Source organism: Bifidobacterium anseris (genome assembly GCF_002860345.1).
Taxonomy (GTDB): domain Bacteria; phylum Actinomycetota; class Actinomycetes; order Actinomycetales; family Bifidobacteriaceae; genus Bifidobacterium; species Bifidobacterium anseris.
The window spans coordinates 1-17083 of record NZ_NMYC01000006.1; the positions used below are offsets into that span (position 1 = coordinate 1).

Here is a 17083-nt window from a genome sequence, read left to right on the forward strand (position 1 = left end):
CCCTGCGCCGCCAGCCACTCGATCTCATCATGGAACGACACACCAGCCGGCACATCAGAGAACCGATCAGACGAACCACCATTCTTGGTGACGGTGACCACGATCGCAGCCGACTTACCGGAAGCCGTCACCGTGATCGCCGTGACACCCTCGGCCTTCGCCGTGACCTTGCCATTGCCATCGACCGTCGCAACCGACGGATCCGACGACGTCCAATAGGCCGCGCCGACCGTCGCGTTCGCCGGGGTCGCCTTCACCGACAGCTGCACCGACTTGTTCTGCGCCAACGTCAGCTTGTTGTTCGCGACACCGGAGCCTGAGATCGAAATCGACTGCAGGACGGCGCCGTTGTTCTCGACCGTCACGATGATGGAGGCGGACTTGTTGCCGGCGGTCGCCGTGATGACGGCATTGCCGGCCTTGATGCCGCGCACCGTGCCATTGGCCACCGATGCCACCGAGGCGTTCGACGTGCTCCACGTGACGGTACGGTCCGTCGCGTTGCTCGGCAGCACCGTCGCATTGAGATTCAGTCCGGCACCGACGTTGATCGACGCCTTGCCAGCCGACACACCAGTACCCGAAATCGCGACCGACTGCACGGCCACATAATCAGACGCAACCGTCACGTTGACCGTCGACGACTTACCGCCGGCCATCGCCGTGATCGTCGCCGTACCGGCCTTGACCGCCGTGACCTTGCCCGAAGCGTCCACCGTCGCGACCGAGGTGTTCGACGACTTCCAGGAGACCGCACGATCCGTCGCGTTCGACGGGGCAACCGTCGCCGACAGCTGCCTCGTGGAACCGATCGGCAGTTCGAAGTCACCGCCGGCGATCGACACCGACGACACCGGAACGGTCACCGTGCACGGAGGATTGTCCACCGTGAGCTGACCGCCCTTGACGAGCAGCGACTCACCGGCGCCCTTGTAGTTGGCCTCGCCGTTGTTGTCCCACTGGCCGGAGCCGTTGTTGAACACGAACTCGACCTCGTCCTGGTCCGGGTTGTCAACGGTGTACTTGACGTAGCCGTCGCAGGCCGCTTCCATCTTCACACCCGGAGCAGTCGTCCACGTGCCCGCAGTGCCGCCCTTGTTGACGCGGTAATGCAGGTACGTCGAGCTCGCACCGAACTTCGCAGCCGGATAATAGACGGTCGTCGTTGTCGGGAGATTGAGCTCGCCGGTCACGATGATCGTGATCGTCGAGGTCTTGTCGCCGGCCTTCGCCGTGATCGTCACCGTACCGGCCTTGTTCGCCTTGACGTTGCCCTTCGAGTCGACGGTCGCGATCTGTTCATTGGAGGAGCTCCACGTGACCTTCTTGTTCGACGCGTTCGACGGGGCGACCGTCGCGCTCAGCTTCGCCGTGCGCGAGGTGCCGAGGTCGATCGACATCGAGGAGCCTTCGTTGATCGTCACCGATTCGACAGGAATCGTTTCGATGACACCACCGGCGGCGCCGATGCGAGCGAGCGGAGCGGAGTACGAGTCGTCATCGGACTTCTCGTAGGAGTTGTTCTCCTGCGACTGCGTATCCGGGAGATCGGCGTTGTCGTTCGCGGCGAGGTCGTACGGCAGCGAGTCCATGCCCGACAGGCCATAGGTGGCGACAATCTGCACACCGACGCCGGTCTTCTCGACGTCGGCCGCCGTGATGCCAAGCTCTTCGAGCGGAATGGCCAGCTCGCAGATCGAATCCTGGGCGCCCGGGTTGTGCCCCTTGGACTTGAAGTTGACCCAGTTGCCGTTGTCGTTCTTCACATCGCCCGGCACACGCCCATTGCTGGCGCCCCAAGCATTGTCAAGACCCCAGACCTCATTGCTGAGCAGACCGGTTCCAGCCGCATACTGCATCTTGGTCTTCTGCGTACCGACAGCCGGAGCCGCGCCCGGACCATAGATCGCGTTCGCGTTCAGACCGGTCTCATCGCCGCCGTACATCCAGGGACCATTCTCGCCCTTCTTCAAGGCAAGCCCGATGACATTGTTGACATTCTGCTCCCATGAGATGCGCGAATCCCAGATCGTGCCGCCGGTCTGCAGATTGGCGTTCTTGCCGACGCGGTTATCGGAACGTCCGGTGTCAAGCGCAATCCACGCGGCAGGTCCCTTTTCGGTATGGACCGGACGATTGAGCGGGAAGTCGTCACCGGGATCAACGACATCCTGGACGTTGGTCATCTCCCACATCAGATAGAGATTGTCATCGTCATAGGTGCCATAGAGGGCATACAGATCGATGGGCATCTCATACATCGAATTCGGACGGTAGACGCGGGGATCATCATTCGCGGTACCCTGCGCGATGAGCATGGAGCTGTCCCAATCGCTGGCGGAGCCATCGACCGAAATCGTCTTCTTTTTCTTCTGGCCGGCCGTATTCGTCGAATAGTACTTGGCGAGCTGCTGCTGGCTGCGTTCGACCTTCTCATAGGTGTATTCGACTTTGAGGTCCTTGCCGGTCGCACCGGTGCCCTTGCCGGTGAGCGTCAGCGTGATGACATCGCCGACTTCGGCATTGGCGCCGACGGTAATCTTGTCGCCGGAGACGAAGGTGCCGGACTTGCCGTCGGAGGTCGACCACTTGAGGTTCGTCGCGTTCTGCGCGCGCACGGTGACTTCGATGCCAGAACCGGTGAAGGTCGTGTTGATCGGCGCGGCGCTGATCGTCTCGGCATCGATCGTCGTGCCGCCCTTGTTGTTCCAGAACACCGCGACCTTGCCACCCGGAGCGCGGCCGGACGTGATCTTGCCGCCGGAGACGGTGATCTGGCCGCCGTTGACCTGATCCTTGTACTGGCCGTCATCGAGCGTCGTCGAGATGCCGCTGAGGTCCTTGTCTCCACCGGAGTTGACCACGACGGCACCGTTGTTGTCCGGCGAACCGTCATCGATGCCGCGCTCGATCATCAGGCAGGAGTTGTCGCCCTGGCAGTTCTGCATGTTTTCGGGCGAGCCCTCCATCGCATTGCGGAACTTGTTGACCCAGGTGACCTCGGGATGCTTCCACTCGTCATCGCCAGCCATGCCAAGCGTCGTACGCTCGGAGAACTGGTTATTGTTCGTGCCGCCGGAACCGACCGGACGGTTGAAGAACAGCGGCGCGCCGCCGGCGCGGGACGCGATGATCGCCCATCCCTTGCGGATCCTGTCGGCCGAAATGCGCGTCGAGACGCCCACTTTGCCGATTTCCGTATCGACTTCCTTGTTCGCATAGTTGTCATGCGATTCGACCCAGGTGACGAGCTGGTTGTCACGCACGCCGTCACCCTGCAGATTGCGCAGCGACTGGGCGTTCATGCTTCCCGAGTTGATCGCGGCACGTACGGCGCCACCGTACTTCGAACCGGTGTTGCCGCCGCCATTGCTCGAATACTTGTCGAAGAGGGCCGGATACGCCGCGGCGTTCAGGCCGGAATCGCCCTGCAGCACCTCACCGTACTGGTACTGCGCGCCGTTCGACAGGATCGTGTCGAAATACGGCGAATGCGTATCGAACTCATCCGGGAGCTCGATGTGCTTCGCGGCATCGTAGCGGAAGCCGTCCACACCATCATCGACGGCGCGGGCGAGATAATCATGCATTCGGTCCGCAACGCTTTGGCTCTGGGTGTTCAGATCCCACAAGCCGAGCAGATGGCACTGGGTGACCTTCCAACGGTTGCTGTAATCGATGCGGTCGCCGTTGTGGCTGGTGCTTTCCTGCTTGTCGCAGATGCCCCATGCTTGGTGGAAGTTGCCCTCCGAACGCCAATCGGAATCAATGGCGTTCCAATCGGAGCTGAAATGATTGATGACGCCGTCGACGATTACTCGGATGCCGTATTTGTGCGCTTCGGTGGTCATCGCCTTGAGCTCGTCCTCAGTGCCGACGACCGTGTTGCCGATCTTCGTGCCGGTCGGCTGGTAGACGTAATACCAGTTCTCATCGAACTGCATGCCGTTGACCGGCCCCTTGATCTCACTGATCGGCGAGGTCTGGATGGACGTGTAACCCGCGGCGGCGATCTCCGGCATCTTCTGCTTGATCGTGTTGAACGACCACATCCATGCATGCAGGATTGCGCCGTAGCTCATCTCCTGGGCGAGGCCGTACTGCTTGCGCGCCGCTTCGAACGTCGCGTTGCCCAGTGTACGGTCGTAGCTCGTCGTCGGGCCCACATGATCGGCGGCGACCGCCGTGGAAGCCCCCACGATCATGCCGCTTGCAAGCGTCGCCGCGGCTGCGAGGCCGGCGATCACCTTCGTCACGAACCTGCGGCCCGAAGGACGCTTGCCCGCGACGGGGCTGGCCCCGTGCTTTTCAGACAGAGGTGTCATGCCACTGTCTCCTTTTCTTCTCTGGAATAGGTTCTTTCTTTCCTTATGGTGCGGCCCCGTCAGCACAGCCGGGAACCCGCTGCGGCACCCTCCCGACGCCGGATACACCGTCGGCAAAAGAGTACAGACAGTCAACACAATCATTGTGCAACCGTTCGCATTCCATCTAATATACCCAAATACTTGCACAACATCAACACAAGTGGGTCATATAGAGAACGTTCGCATCATATGAAAGCCAATCTGTTCCAGACATTCCCACTGCAGTCGTCCATGCGTTCCATCCTCGACGAATATAGAAACAGGCGGCTCCCCGAAAGATGTCTTCCGGGGAGCCGCCTTGGCTCAGCGTGCCGTCAGGTTAGGAAACGGGACGCATGTTTTGGTTCAGATGAGTTTGTCGAGGCGGTACAGGAACGCGGCCATCGCCGAACGCGTCAGCTTGTCACCATAGCCGAACGTACCATTCGCGTTACCACGCGTGATACCCACCTTCGCGCACCACAGGATCTCCTTGGAAGCGAACGTGCCACGCTTCACATCCGAGAACCGGGCATACTCGGCATCCGACGGCGCATACGAACCCACACCGGGCACACCCGCCAGCAACGCATAGCGATACAGGAACACCGCCATATCCTGACGAGTCAGCTTGTCATTACCCTTGAACCGGCCATTCGAACCCTGCGAAATGCCATTACGAGCCAGCCACAGGATCTCCTTGGCACCATACGAACCACGCTTCACATCCGAGAACCGCTGGTAATCCGCATCCGACGGCGTGAACGACGCGGCACCCGCCACGCCATGCACCGTCGCCAGACGATACAGGAAGATCGCCATATCCTGACGATTCAGATGATCACCATAACCAAAACGACCATCCGAATACCCATTCGTGATACCCTGCGCCGCCAGCCACTCGATCTCATCATGGAACGACACACCAGCCGGCACATCAGAGAACCGATCAGACGACTGCCCCTTAGACACCGTCAGCACGATCGAGGAGTGCTTGCCGGAAGCCGTGGCAGTGATGACGGCCATGCCCTCGGCCTTTGCCGTGACCTTGCCGTTGCCATCGACCGTCGCCACCGCGGTATCCGAGGTAGCCCACGACACGGCGCCGATCTCGGCGTTGGCGGGCGTCGCCTTCACCGACAGCTGCGCGGTCTTGCTCTGCGCCAGCGTCAGCTTGTTGTTCGCGACACCGGAGCCAGTGATCTGAATCGACTGCAGCGCCGGACCGGCGTCCTGCACCGTCACGATGACGGAAGCCGACTTGCCTCCGACGGTCGCCATGATGACGGCCATGCCGGCCTTGACGCCACGGACGACGCCCGTCGAGGAGACGGTCGCGATCGAGTCATCGGAGGAGATCCACGTCACGTTCTGATCGGTGGCGTTCGACGGGGTGATGACGGCGTTGAGGTTCAGGCCGGCGCCGACGTTGATCGTCGCCTTACCACCCGCAACACCAGTGCCCGAAATCGCGACCGACTGCACCGGGATGTCAACGACCTCCGGGGTCACTTTCACGGTCACGCTCGCGGACTTGCCGCCCGCCGTCGCCGTGATCGTCGCCGTGCCGGCCGCGACCGCAGTCACATTACCCGACGCGCTTACCGTCGCAACCGACGTGTTCGACGACTTCCAGGAGACCGCGCGATCCGTCGCATTCGACGGGGAGACGGTCGCCGAAAGCTGCTTCGAAGCACCCTCCTTGAGCTCGAAGTCGCCACCCGAGATCGACACCGACGACACCGGCACGATCGTCACGCACGGAGCGACCGATCCGATCGTGCCGTTCTCGACGACGATGTTCGCGCCGCTGGCCTTGTAGTTCTTTTCGCCGTTGTTGTCCCACTGGCCGGAGCCGTTGTTGAACACGAACTCGACCTCGTCACCTTCGGTGCCCTCGATCGTGTACTTGACGTAGCCGTCGCAGGCCGCTTCCATCTTGACACCCGGAGCGGTCGTCCACGTGCCGGCCGCGCCACCCTTGTTCACACGGTAGTGCAGATAGGTGGAGTTCGCGCCGAACTTGGAGGCCGGATAGTAGACGGTCGTGTCGTGGACGACCGGCGCCTCACCGGTGACGTTGACGGTCACGGTGTCCGACTTGCCTCCGACGGATGCGGTGATCGTCGCAGTGCCCTTGGACAGGCCCTGCACGACGCCGTTCTTGACGGCGGCGACGCGCTCGTTCGACGAAGTCCACTTGACCGGCTTGCCGGCGGCCGCGGCCGGGGCCACGGTGGCGGTCAGCTGGGCGGTGGCGCCGGTGGCGAGATCAAGGTTGATCGTGCCGGCCGGGCTGATCGTGACCGAGTCGACGGTCACGGCGAGGCAGGAGGCCTCTTCCCAGGTACCGCTCGTGATGTTGCCGTCCCAGACGTAGGATCCGTCGATGAGCAGGCCCGCGGCGTCCACATGGTCGTCCGGGTCGGTAACCGCGGAATCGCCGGGGAATTTGTTGCCGGCGATCTCGCCCGCGCCGCCGTTGTTGAAGATGACGCGGATCGGATCGTCACCGGCCTGATCGATGATGTCCTCCGGGATCTCATAGACCTGGTCGGCGGTGCCGTCGCAGGCACCGGATTCGGCGGTCATCAGCTCGCCCGGCCACGCGGCGTTCTCGATGACGGAACCGGCGGCGGCGTTGTTGTCCACATACACATAGGCGTAGATCTTGTTCCACGCCGCCGGCTTCTTCGCGTAAGCCGTGTAGGAGACGACCGCGTTCGGATCCTTCTTCGTGAAGGTCTCCTGGGCCCGAACGGCGTTGCCGTCCTGATCGGTGCCGGTGAGCGTGACGGTGATCTGCGTGTTCACCGGGCTGTTGGCGCCGATCGTGATCGTCTGGCCGTCGGTGAAGGAGCCGGAGGCGCCTTCGGAGGTGCTGTAGCGCGCGTTGTTGACGTTGCGCGCGTTGAGCGTCACCGTCGTCGTGGCCGTCTTGAAGGTCTTGGAACCCGTGACCGACAGCGAGGCGCGCGGCGTGTTCGACGCGTTGAAGAACACGTGGACCTTGCCGCTCTTGACGGAGCCGGAGGTGATCTTCTTGCCGGAGACGGTGAGCTTGCCGCCGTAGACCTGATCGACGTATTCGCCGTCATCGAGCACCGTGTCCATGCCGGCGAGGTTCTTGTCGCCGTCCATGTTCACGACGGTCACGCCGTCGTTGTTGCTGTTGCCGTCGGACTTGTAACGCTCGATCATCAGGCAGTTGTTGTCCTGGCAGTTGCGCAGGTATTCGGCGTTGCCCTCCATCGCGTTGCGGAACTTGTTGACCCACTTGACTTCAGGATGCTTCCACTCGTCATCGCCGGCGTCACCAAGCTGCGAACGCTCGGCGAAGCGCGGATTGGAGCCGCCGGAGCCGACCGGACGGTTGAAGAACAGCGGTGCGCCGCCGGCACGCGAGCCGACGATGCCCCAGCCCATGCGGATCTGCCATGCGGACAGCTGGCTGGAGTATTCGTTCGTGTTCGCGTAGGTATCGTGCGATTCGACCCAGGTCACGAGCTGGTTGTCGCGCACGCCATCGCCCTGCAGGCTGCCGACGCGGCCGGCGTCGAGGTTCTTGTCCTGCACCACGGCGCGGATGAGACCGCCGTACTTGGAGCCGGTGTTGCCGCCGCCATTGGTGGAATACTTGTTGAACAGCGCCGGATACGCCGGGGCGTTCAGGCCCGGATCGCCCTGCAGGACCTCGCCGTACTGGTACTGGGCGCCGTTCGGCAGAATCGTGTCATAGTAGGGGGAATGCGTGCCGAACTCATCCGGAAGCTCGATGTGCTTCGCCGCGTCATAGCGGAAGCCGTCCACGCCGTCCGCGACGGCGCGCACGAGATAGTCCTTCATGCCGTTGGCGACCGTCTGGTTCTCGGTGTTGAGATCCCACAGGCTCAGCAGATGGCAATGCGTGACCTGCCAACGGTTGTTGTAATTGATGGCGGTGCCGTTGTCGCCGCAGCCGCCTTCGGAGCGGGTGTGGAAGCGGCTGGAATCCTTCCACTCCCCCTGAATGGCGTTCCAGTCGGCGGTGAAGTGGTTGATGACGGCGTCGGCGATGATGCGGATGCCGTGCTTATGCGCCTCTTCGGTCATCGCCTTGATTTCCTGCTCGGTACCGATGACCTTGTTGCCGATGCCGGTGCCGGAAGGCTGATAGACGTAGTACCAGTTCTCGGTGAACTGCATGCCCTCGACCGGTCCCTTGATCGTGCTCATCGGGACCGTCTGGATCGACGTATAACCGGCGTCGGCGATCTCGTCCATATGAGCCTTGATCGTATTGGCCGACCACATCCACGCATGCAGAATCGCGCCGTAGTTCATTTCCTTGGCCAGGCCATTGGCCTCGCGGGCAGCCTCGAATTGCGGGTTGCCGAGCGTGCGATCGTAGCTCGTCGTCGGGGCGTTCGCCGCGGACGCCGCCGGCGCGGCGACCATGCCGAGGGCCATGCCGCCGGCGAGCGTCGCGAACGCCGAGACGCTGGCGACCGCCTTGGCGATGAAGCCGCGCCCTCCGGAACGCTTGGTCTTCCCGAGCTGCTGCTCGGTTTCAGACAGAGGAACCATACCACTGTCTCCTTTTCTTCTCTAGAATAAGGTGTTCTCTTTCCTTATGGCCACCCGTCCGCATAGCCGGATGGCACTGCACATGTCTGTTCGTCGTGAACATGAGGCATGTTCACTGAGCAAACAGACACTTCAGTCGGCACAATCATTGTGCAACCGTTCGCATGACGTCTATTATATGCAAAAACTTCTACAGAACCAACACGCGACTTCCAAATGGCAAACGCTGTCATCTGCATGCCGGATGCCATCGTTCGACATATGCGATCAATTCGCCCATCCACCAATGACTTAACCGATTAAGTTCGCCGATGCCGAATGTCCCGTCCCGACGATGCGGACGCACTTCCCGACACGCCGAAGGCGCCGACGGCATATCGCGATGCCGCCGGCGCCCCCGGTCTTCTGATCGATGGAACCCCTTAGTCCGCCTTGCATTTCGGAGCGAGATAGGTGATGCCGTCGTCGCCCCAGCCCATCGGCGTCTGGTCGATCGTCAGCGGCGACGTCGCCTTCTTCGAGACATGTACGTCGAAGGTGTAGGTCGCAAGCTGCCCCGGATTGACCTGCACGTAGGACTGATAGGCCTTGACACCGTCGATCGTCGTCTCTTGGGCGGCGTCGACCTTGCCGCCGAGCTGCATCAGATTCGTTATCGAGCCGCCTTCGGGCGCGTAGAACAGGATCTTCTCCATCGCCTTGCCGGTGTTGGCTGTGTTGTTGCCGGTGATGTACATCGGCAACGCCTTCGCCTCATCCTCGGTCATCGTGTTGCGGATCGTGAACTCCACATGGTAAAGGTCGCCGTCGTCGCAATTCACACGCTGGATCTTCGCCTCACGCTTGATGTACCAGCCCATCTTCGACGGGTTCTGCTCGGTCAGGTAGATGCCGACGGACGGCTCGGTCTCGCTGTTCGGCGTCTGGCCGGTGAAGCCGGCGGCGGCGATGCCCTGCTCGATCCGCTCGTCGAAGGCGTACATCGTGAAATGGCGACCCTTCGCCATCGTGCCCATCATCTCGCCGGTCCGGTACAGCTTGCCGACGCTCATATCGGAGAACATCGACTCCATCGCCTGGTTCGCGACGACGCCGAACAACGCATCGGTCTCGTTTTCCGGATACTTCTGGTAGACGGTGTTCATCAGGAACTCGGCGGTGTTGTCGCCGGTGAGCACGGTGCCGTCGGGCAGCGTTACATTGCCGTTGATCGCGATGAGCTGCTGCAGGAACAGCGGATCGACCATGATGACGCCGGCGAGCGGCTGCTCCTTCCCCCACGGCGTGCGGTCCCAGATCGAACGCATCGCGACGGCCGAATCGGCGGTGTTCGGGAACACGGCCAGATCGCGGATATCGAAGGACATATGCAGCGGCCCTTCCTTCGTGAACACATCGTCCATGTCCTGCGAATGGTCGCCGATGCCGTAGGACAGATAGTCGCCGTTCGGGCGGAAGTCGCCGACATGGACGGTGCCGTCCGAGGTCGTCAGTTCGCCGACCGAACCGATCAGGCCGCCCGACGAACGCATTTCGGAAGGAGTCATCGCCATGACGGCGTAAGTGCGCGACTGGCCGTCGCCCAGCAGCGTCGGAAGGATGCGGAACGCGTTCGACAACGCGTCGACGCGGTCGGCGACGGCGTTGAGCTTCGTCGCGCCGTCGTCATAGGCGCTGCGGATCATGCCGATGCTCGGTTCCTTGAGATCGTCATAGGCGCGCACCTGCTTTTGGAACGATGCGTTCGCCTTGTCGAGCGGCTCGGCAGCGGCGATGATCGGCTGCAGGTTGACGCCGTCGCCGCCGTTCGCGATCTGCGCCTCGCTGAGCGTCTTCATGACGTCGGCGAACTGCGGCATCGATTCGGAGACGATGCCGTCGATCGTCGTCGTCATGCCTTGGACGGTGGCGATGTCGTCGCCGACGAACGGCATCTTCGCAGCGAAGTTCCACAGGCCGCCGTGGGCGATGGCCGAAGCCTGCTTCGTCTCCTGCGCGATCCGCGGCAGCACGTCGCCGGCGTCGGCGAGCTTGTCGGCGTCGGAGGATGCGAGCTGCGACAGCATCGAGACGGCCTTCGATTCATGGGCCTGCACCTGCTTCGCCTGACGGAACAGCTGGAAACCGACGACGCCGCAAGCGACGAGCGCGAGCACGAGGATCGTCAGCACGCCGACGACCCACGGCCAGATCCTGCGGCGCCGATGATGGTGATGATGATGGCGGTGTGGCTGCGCGTGCGTGTGCGACATGGCGCTCCTTAGGCACAATGAAAAGCGCGGATTCCTTGGGGTTCAGGAATCCGCGGGACGAATCGGAATCGGTTACTTGAGCGAGAAGCGGCGCTTCTTGCGGTGGTCGGTGCTGCGGCTCGAATAGTAGTAGTAATAGTTGGTGTGTTCGAGCGACTTCTTCGAATCGCGCGCGCAGTTGAAGATGACGCCGGTCGTCGACAGGTCGAGCGTCGTGAGCTCCTCCGAGATGTCGCGCAGATCGCGCTTGAGCGTCTGGTCGCGGCGGCAGACCATGATCAATGAACCACCACGGCGCACGAAGATGACGGCGTCGTTCGCGACGACCATCGGCGCCGTATCGATGAGCACGTAATCGTACTGCTCCATCGCGTTGTTGAGCAGCTCCTCCATGATCGGCGAGTTGAGCAGCGTCGACGCGTTCGGCGGCTTCGGGCCGGCCGGCATGACATGCAGGTTCGGCTTCCAGTAGCGCTGCACGACGTCCTTGACCGAAGCCTGACCGGACAATACATGGGTAAGGCCCGCCGAACCGTCGAGGTCGAGTTTCTTCGCGACCGACGGATGACGCAGATCGGCGTCGATGAGCAGGACCTTCGCGCCGTTCTCGGCGAGCGCGGCGGCGACGTTGACCGACATCGTCGTCTTGCCTTCGCTCGCGCCGGTCGATGTGACGACGATGAGACGGCAGTTCGTGCCGTCCACCGGCGCCATGAAGGTCAGGTTCGTGCGCACACGGCGGAAGTCCTCGGCGACCGGGCTGCCCGGTTCGCTGACGACGGCCGGCTTCGTGCCCTTGAGCAGCTCCTCCTCGGGGATGCGGCCGATGATCGGCGCATCGAGGTATTCGCCGACTTCATCATCGTCCTGCACGCGCTTGGACAGCACGTCCTTGAGCAACGCGGCGAAAACGCCGAGGATCAGGCCGCCGACGATGCCGATGAGGATGTTGAGTTTCCATTTCGGCGAGCTCGGCGCGCTCGGCGCCGTGGCCGGCTGCACGATCGAGAGCTTGACCGACGAACGCGATCCGGATGCGTACAGCGTGTTCTCGACGACGGAGCTGAGCGACTTCGCGACGGCGTTGGCGATGTCGGCGGCACGCGCCGGATCGCCGTCCGTCACCGTGATGTTGACGAACGCGGTGTTGGTCGGATTGGTGACGCTGATCTCGCCTTTGAGCTGGCCGACCGACATAGGCAGCTTGAGGTCCTCGATGGCCGGCTGCAGCACCGACTGCGTCGTCGTCAGCGCCGGATACGACTTGATCTGGCTCATGATGTACGAGCTGCCGCTGTTCTGCTCGGACGAGTTCGCGGCGCCGTCCGACGAATCGCTGTAGGTCGCGAACAGCTGGGACGTCGTCGAGTACTTCACCGGCGACATCATCGTCAGTCCGATCGCGGCGCCAAGCACGACGGCGAAGGTGACGATGATCGTGATGATGTGCTTGCGCATGATGCCGAACAGGCCGGACAGCGTCATGCCGTCGCTTTCCTGTTTCGCGGCGACAGCGCCTGCCGCCTGCTGCTCGATAATGTTTTCAGCCATCTAGGTTCGTTCCCCTCTGAGAGGTGAGACCGTACCGGGCGCCCCTCACGGCACGGAACGCGGTCGTCGGCCTGTCTCGTAAAATCAGCTTCTTTATCGTATCTGTCGCGCTCGACGCGATCACAGGCGCGCCACCTGCACGCCGAGCGTGTCGACGCCGAGGTGCAGGACGCGCCAATGGCCGGAGGCGAGTTCGGCGGCCGCCACGGCGTCGATCCCGTCGGCGGCGTCGCCGGCATGGAGCACGAGCACGCAGGGGCCGGCTCCGGAGACCATCGCAGCATAGCCGTTCAGGCGCAACTTCTCGATGAGGTCGGCGGAGGGCTGCATCAACGGACCGCGGTACTGCTGGTGCAGCCGGTCCTCGGTCGCATCCATCAGCAACGTGTTGGCGTCATGCGCGGCGGTGAGCGCACCGGGGTTCATCGCGCCGATGAGCAGCGCCGCACGGGACACGTTGAACACGGCGTCCTTGAACGGCACAAGCGCCGGAAGCGCCTCGCGCGCCTCGCTCGTCGACAGTTCGAAATCGGGGATGAACACCGACGTCGTGATCGACGGGTCGACGATGTAGTTGACGGTGCGGTAGCCGGCGTTGATGACGGCGCCGTTCTCGAGCGTGCGTCGCATGCCGTCCTCGGTCCAGGACACGGTCATGCCGCCGTAGACGGCTGGCGCCACATTGTCCGGATGGCCTTCGATCTCCGCCGCGAGCGCGAAGATCGCGTCACGGTCGAGCTCGCCCTCATGGCTGAACGCGTAGGCCGCGCTGATGCCGGCGACGATCGCCTCGGCCGACGATCCCATGCCGCGCGCCTGCGGGATGTTGTTGTGCGCCTCGAGGATGAAACCGGTCTTGCTCAGGCCGAATCGCGAGCATGCGCGACGGAACGTGGAGACGACGAGATGGGATTCGTCGCGCGGCAGCGTGCCCTCGCCTTCGCCGTCGATGAGCACCTGGGCCGCCATGTTGAGCGGATCGGAGCTCAGCGTGAACTCCAGTTCGTCGTGATAGTCCAGCGCGAGCCCCACGGTGTCGAAACCAGAGCCGAGATTCGCGCTTGTCGCGGGCACACGGACGTGCACCTTACGCGTTACCGGATCCATCGGATATGTCCTGCCTTACTTCGTCTCTCCAGGTCCGTCGCCACGGTCGGCGCGCGGACTACCGCCCCACCCAACGGCATGGACGGCGAATCATCGTTCATGATACACAGAAGGCTGGTCGCGTCCGTTGACGCGGCCAGCCCTCCATGGTCGTACGCCGGGCTGCGGAATCAGTCGAGCACGCGGATGATCGACGGATCGCCGGTCACGCAGTCGAGTTCGCACACCTCGGCGACGGTCGCGCGCAGCGTGGTCTCGTCGGTCATGTGCGTCACGAGGCGCAGCTGCTGGATCTCGCCGTCGTATCCCGGATCCTTGAGCGTCGGTTTGAGGTCCTGGTTGACGCCGTTGATCGAGACGCCGTTCTTCGCGAAGACCGCCGAGATCTGTGCGAGGACGCCCGGATTGTCATGGATCAGGAAGCGCACGGCGAACGCGGCCTTCGATGTGCTCAGCGGCGCGATCGGATAGTCGTTGTACATGCGGATCGCCGGTCCGGTGCAGCCGGACGCGATGTGGCGCGCGACGGTCACGATGTCGCCGACGACGGCGGAGGCGGTCGGGGCGCCGCCGGCTCCGCGGCCGTAGAACATCAGATCGTCGGCGTATTCGGCGCGCACGAAGACGGCGTTGAAGGAGCCGCGCACCGACGCGAGCGGATGCTCGTTGCGTATGAGCGCCGGGTAGACGCGCGCGGAGACGCCGTGCTCGTCCTTGCTGACGACGGCGAGCAGCTTGACGACCTTGCCTTCGGCGGTCGCGGCGGCGATGTCGTCGGCCGTGACGTGCGTGATGCCCTCGACGGTCACGTCGTCGATGCCGACGTTCGTATGGAAGCCGAGCGTCGCCATGATCGCGGCCTTGTTCGCCGCGTCATAGCCTTCGATGTCGCCGGTCGGGTCCGCCTCGGCGTAGCCCTTCGCCTGCGCGTCCTTGAGCGCGACGTCGAAGTCGAGACCCTTCGTCGTCATCTCGTCGAGGATGTAGTTCGTCGTGCCGTTGACGATGCCGAGCATGTCCTTGACCTGGTCGCCGACGAGCGACTCGCGCAGCGGGCGCACGATCGGGATCGCGCCGCCGACGGCAGCCTCGAAGTAGATGTCGACGTCGTTGTCCTGGGCCGCCTTGTACAGCTCCGGGCCGTACTTCGCGAGCAGCGCCTTGTTCGCGGTGACGACGGACGCGCCGTTGTTCATCGCCTCAAGCACGAAGGTGCGCGCGACGCCGGTGCCGCCGATGAGTTCGACGACGATGTCCGCGTTCTTGACGACGCTCATCGTGTCGCTCGTCAGCAGCGACTTGTCGATCCACGGGAAGTCGACCTCCTCCGGGTCGAGGCAGGCGATGCCGGACAGCTCGATCGGACGGCCGATGCGCTGCGCGAGCTCATCCTTCTGTTCGACGAGCAGGCGCGCGGTCTGCGAGCCCACCGTTCCTGCGCCAAGCAGGCCGACTCGAATCGGTGCGTTCTGTTCTGCCACTGTCCGTTCCTTTCTTTGCGGCGGTCACTACCCGCCATATTGTACGGGCAAGTCGTGAACGGGACAGCCACGCTTCCCCTATATGAAATCGACGCCGAATCACTCGCTCACGTCGAAGGAGAGCAGGTCGTCGACGCTCTCGCGGCGCATCATTAGATGCGCGCCGTGCGCGTCGACGCCGACGACGGCCGGGAAGAGCGCCATGTTGTAGTTGCTCGCCATCGCACGGCCGTAGGCTCCGGTCACCGGCACGGCGATCAGGTCGCCGCGGCGCACATCGCCGGGAAGCCGCACCTCGTCGACGACGATGTCGCCGGACTCGCAGTGGATGCCGACGACGCGCGACAGCCGCGCAGGGGCGTTCGAGACACGGTTCGCGAGGACCGCCGTGTACTGCGCGCCGTAGAGCGCCGGGCGGATGTTGTCGCTCATGCCGCCATCGACGGCCACATAGCTGCGTTCGTCGATCGGCTCGCCGGCATGGTCGGTGAAGCCCTCCCCCAGATGCACGGTCTTGATCGCGCCGACCGTGTACAGCGTGACGCCCGCCGGGGCGACGATCCAACGACCGGGCTCGAAGGAGATGACCGGCGCGGGCATGCCGAGCAGGCGGTTCGTCTTCGCGACGGCGTCGGCGAGGCGCGCGAGCTCCCTGTCCACGTCCATGCGGTCCTCGTCGTCGGTGTAGGCGACCGAATAGCCGCCGCCGAGATCGACCTCGGGCAGCGTGTAGCCGTTCGTCGCATAGAAGGTCTTGCGCAGCAGCATCATGCGACGGCCGGCCTGGATGAAGGCCCCGGCGTCATGGATGTTCGAGCCGATATGTGAATGGATGCCGACGAGCTCGAGATCGTCGTACGTCGCGATGTCGCGCAGCACGGCGATCGCCGGGCCGTTCGCGACGAGCTCCATCGCCGCGGCGAGGCGACGGTCTCCTTCGGTCACATCCGCCGCATTGAGATCGTACGGGTAGCGCACGTCGTAGCGCAGCCGGCGATCGGCCTGCCGCTTCGTCTCGCCGGACTCCTCGAGCGCGTTCTCCTGCATCAGCGCGTTCGCGGCCGCCGGCGTGACGTCCTCGAGCGCGTCGATGCCGTCGACGATCGTCGTGTCCGCGCCGACCGGCAGAAGCGCGACGCCGAACTTCTGGTCCTCATGCGCCGTCGAGACAAACTCATGGCCGCCGGCGTGGATGCCCGAGGTCACGCGCAGCATGACGCGCGCGCGCTTGCCGAGCCGCTTGGCGATCTCGGCGATGCGCGCCGGCTCGTCGGGCGAATCGACGACGATCTTCGAGAAACCCTCATTGATCGCCAGCTCGATCTCCTCGTCGCTCTTGTTGTTGCCGTGCAGCACGAGACGGCGACCGGGCACGCCGGCCGCGAGCGCGATCCGCATCTCGCCGAGCGTGCATGTGTCCACGTACATGCCCTCCTCGGTGACGATGCGCGCCATCTCCTTGCTCAGGAACGCCTTCGCCGCGTAGCTGACATGCGTCGTGCTGGTGGGGAAGGCCTGCGCGGCGGCCTTGACGAAGTGGCGTGCGCGGGCGCGCACCTCGTCGAGGTCGTAGACGTAGAGCGGCGTGCCGTATTCGTCGGCGAGCGCGCTCGCCGTGATGCCGTGGAAGGTCAGTTCGCCTGCGGCGTCGCGCGCCGTGTCCTGCGGCCAGATCGGGCTGATGGCCATGTCGGTTCCTTTCGTCGTGTCGTCTCGTGCTGCGCGTGCGGTCGTCGCAGCGTCTCGTGCGATATGCGGCACGCCGGCGCCACCGTGTGGT

At 63.5% G+C, this 17083-nt stretch carries 7 protein-coding genes; all 7 read right to left on the reverse strand.

Going from position 1 to position 17083, the window contains the following annotated elements; all coding sequences use genetic code 11:
- Positions 1–4325: Ig-like domain-containing protein (locus CGZ88_RS08390; RefSeq protein WP_101671620.1), on the reverse strand; the 4325-nt coding region annotated here is incomplete at its 3' end.
- Between the two features lie 387 nt (positions 4326–4712).
- Entirely contained in the window at positions 4713–8912 is a 4200-nt protein-coding gene (locus tag CGZ88_RS08395) for an Ig-like domain-containing protein (protein ID WP_101671621.1), read from the reverse strand.
- 422 nt (positions 8913–9334) lie between these two features.
- Positions 9335–11164, reverse strand: coding sequence for a DUF4012 domain-containing protein (locus CGZ88_RS08400; RefSeq protein WP_101671622.1), 1830 nt, complete (start codon positions 11162–11164; stop codon positions 9335–9337).
- Between the two features lie 72 nt (positions 11165–11236).
- Positions 11237–12715 (reverse strand): tyrosine-protein kinase domain-containing protein, encoded by a 1479-nt coding sequence (locus CGZ88_RS08405; protein ID WP_101671623.1) that lies wholly within the window; start codon positions 12713–12715, stop codon positions 11237–11239.
- Positions 12716–12835: 120 nt separating this feature from the next.
- A complete protein-coding gene (thrB, locus tag CGZ88_RS08410) occupies positions 12836–13822 on the reverse strand; it encodes a homoserine kinase (RefSeq protein WP_101671624.1) in 987 nt (328 codons plus the stop codon).
- A gap of 170 nt (positions 13823–13992) precedes the next feature.
- Entirely contained in the window at positions 13993–15303 is a 1311-nt protein-coding gene (locus CGZ88_RS08415; RefSeq protein WP_101671625.1) for a homoserine dehydrogenase, read from the reverse strand.
- Positions 15304–15402: 99 nt separating this feature from the next.
- Complete coding sequence (locus CGZ88_RS08420) at positions 15403–16992, reverse strand: diaminopimelate decarboxylase family protein (RefSeq protein ID WP_101671626.1); 1590 nt, start codon at positions 16990–16992, stop codon at positions 15403–15405.
- Positions 16993–17083 lie beyond the last annotated feature (91 nt).

Coding starts and splice junctions, on each gene's coding strand:
- CGZ88_RS08395 (WP_101671621.1), bottom strand. CDS start 8,912: ATGGTTCCTCTGTCTGAAACCGAGCAGCAGCTCGGGAAGACCAAGCGT.
- CGZ88_RS08400 (WP_101671622.1), bottom strand. CDS start 11,164: ATGTCGCACACGCACGCGCAGCCACACCGCCATCATCATCACCATCAT.
- CGZ88_RS08405 (WP_101671623.1), bottom strand. CDS start 12,715: ATGGCTGAAAACATTATCGAGCAGCAGGCGGCAGGCGCTGTCGCCGCG.
- CGZ88_RS08420 (WP_101671626.1), bottom strand. CDS start 16,992: ATGGCCATCAGCCCGATCTGGCCGCAGGACACGGCGCGCGACGCCGCA.
- thrB (WP_101671624.1), bottom strand. CDS start 13,822: ATGGATCCGGTAACGCGTAAGGTGCACGTCCGTGTGCCCGCGACAAGC.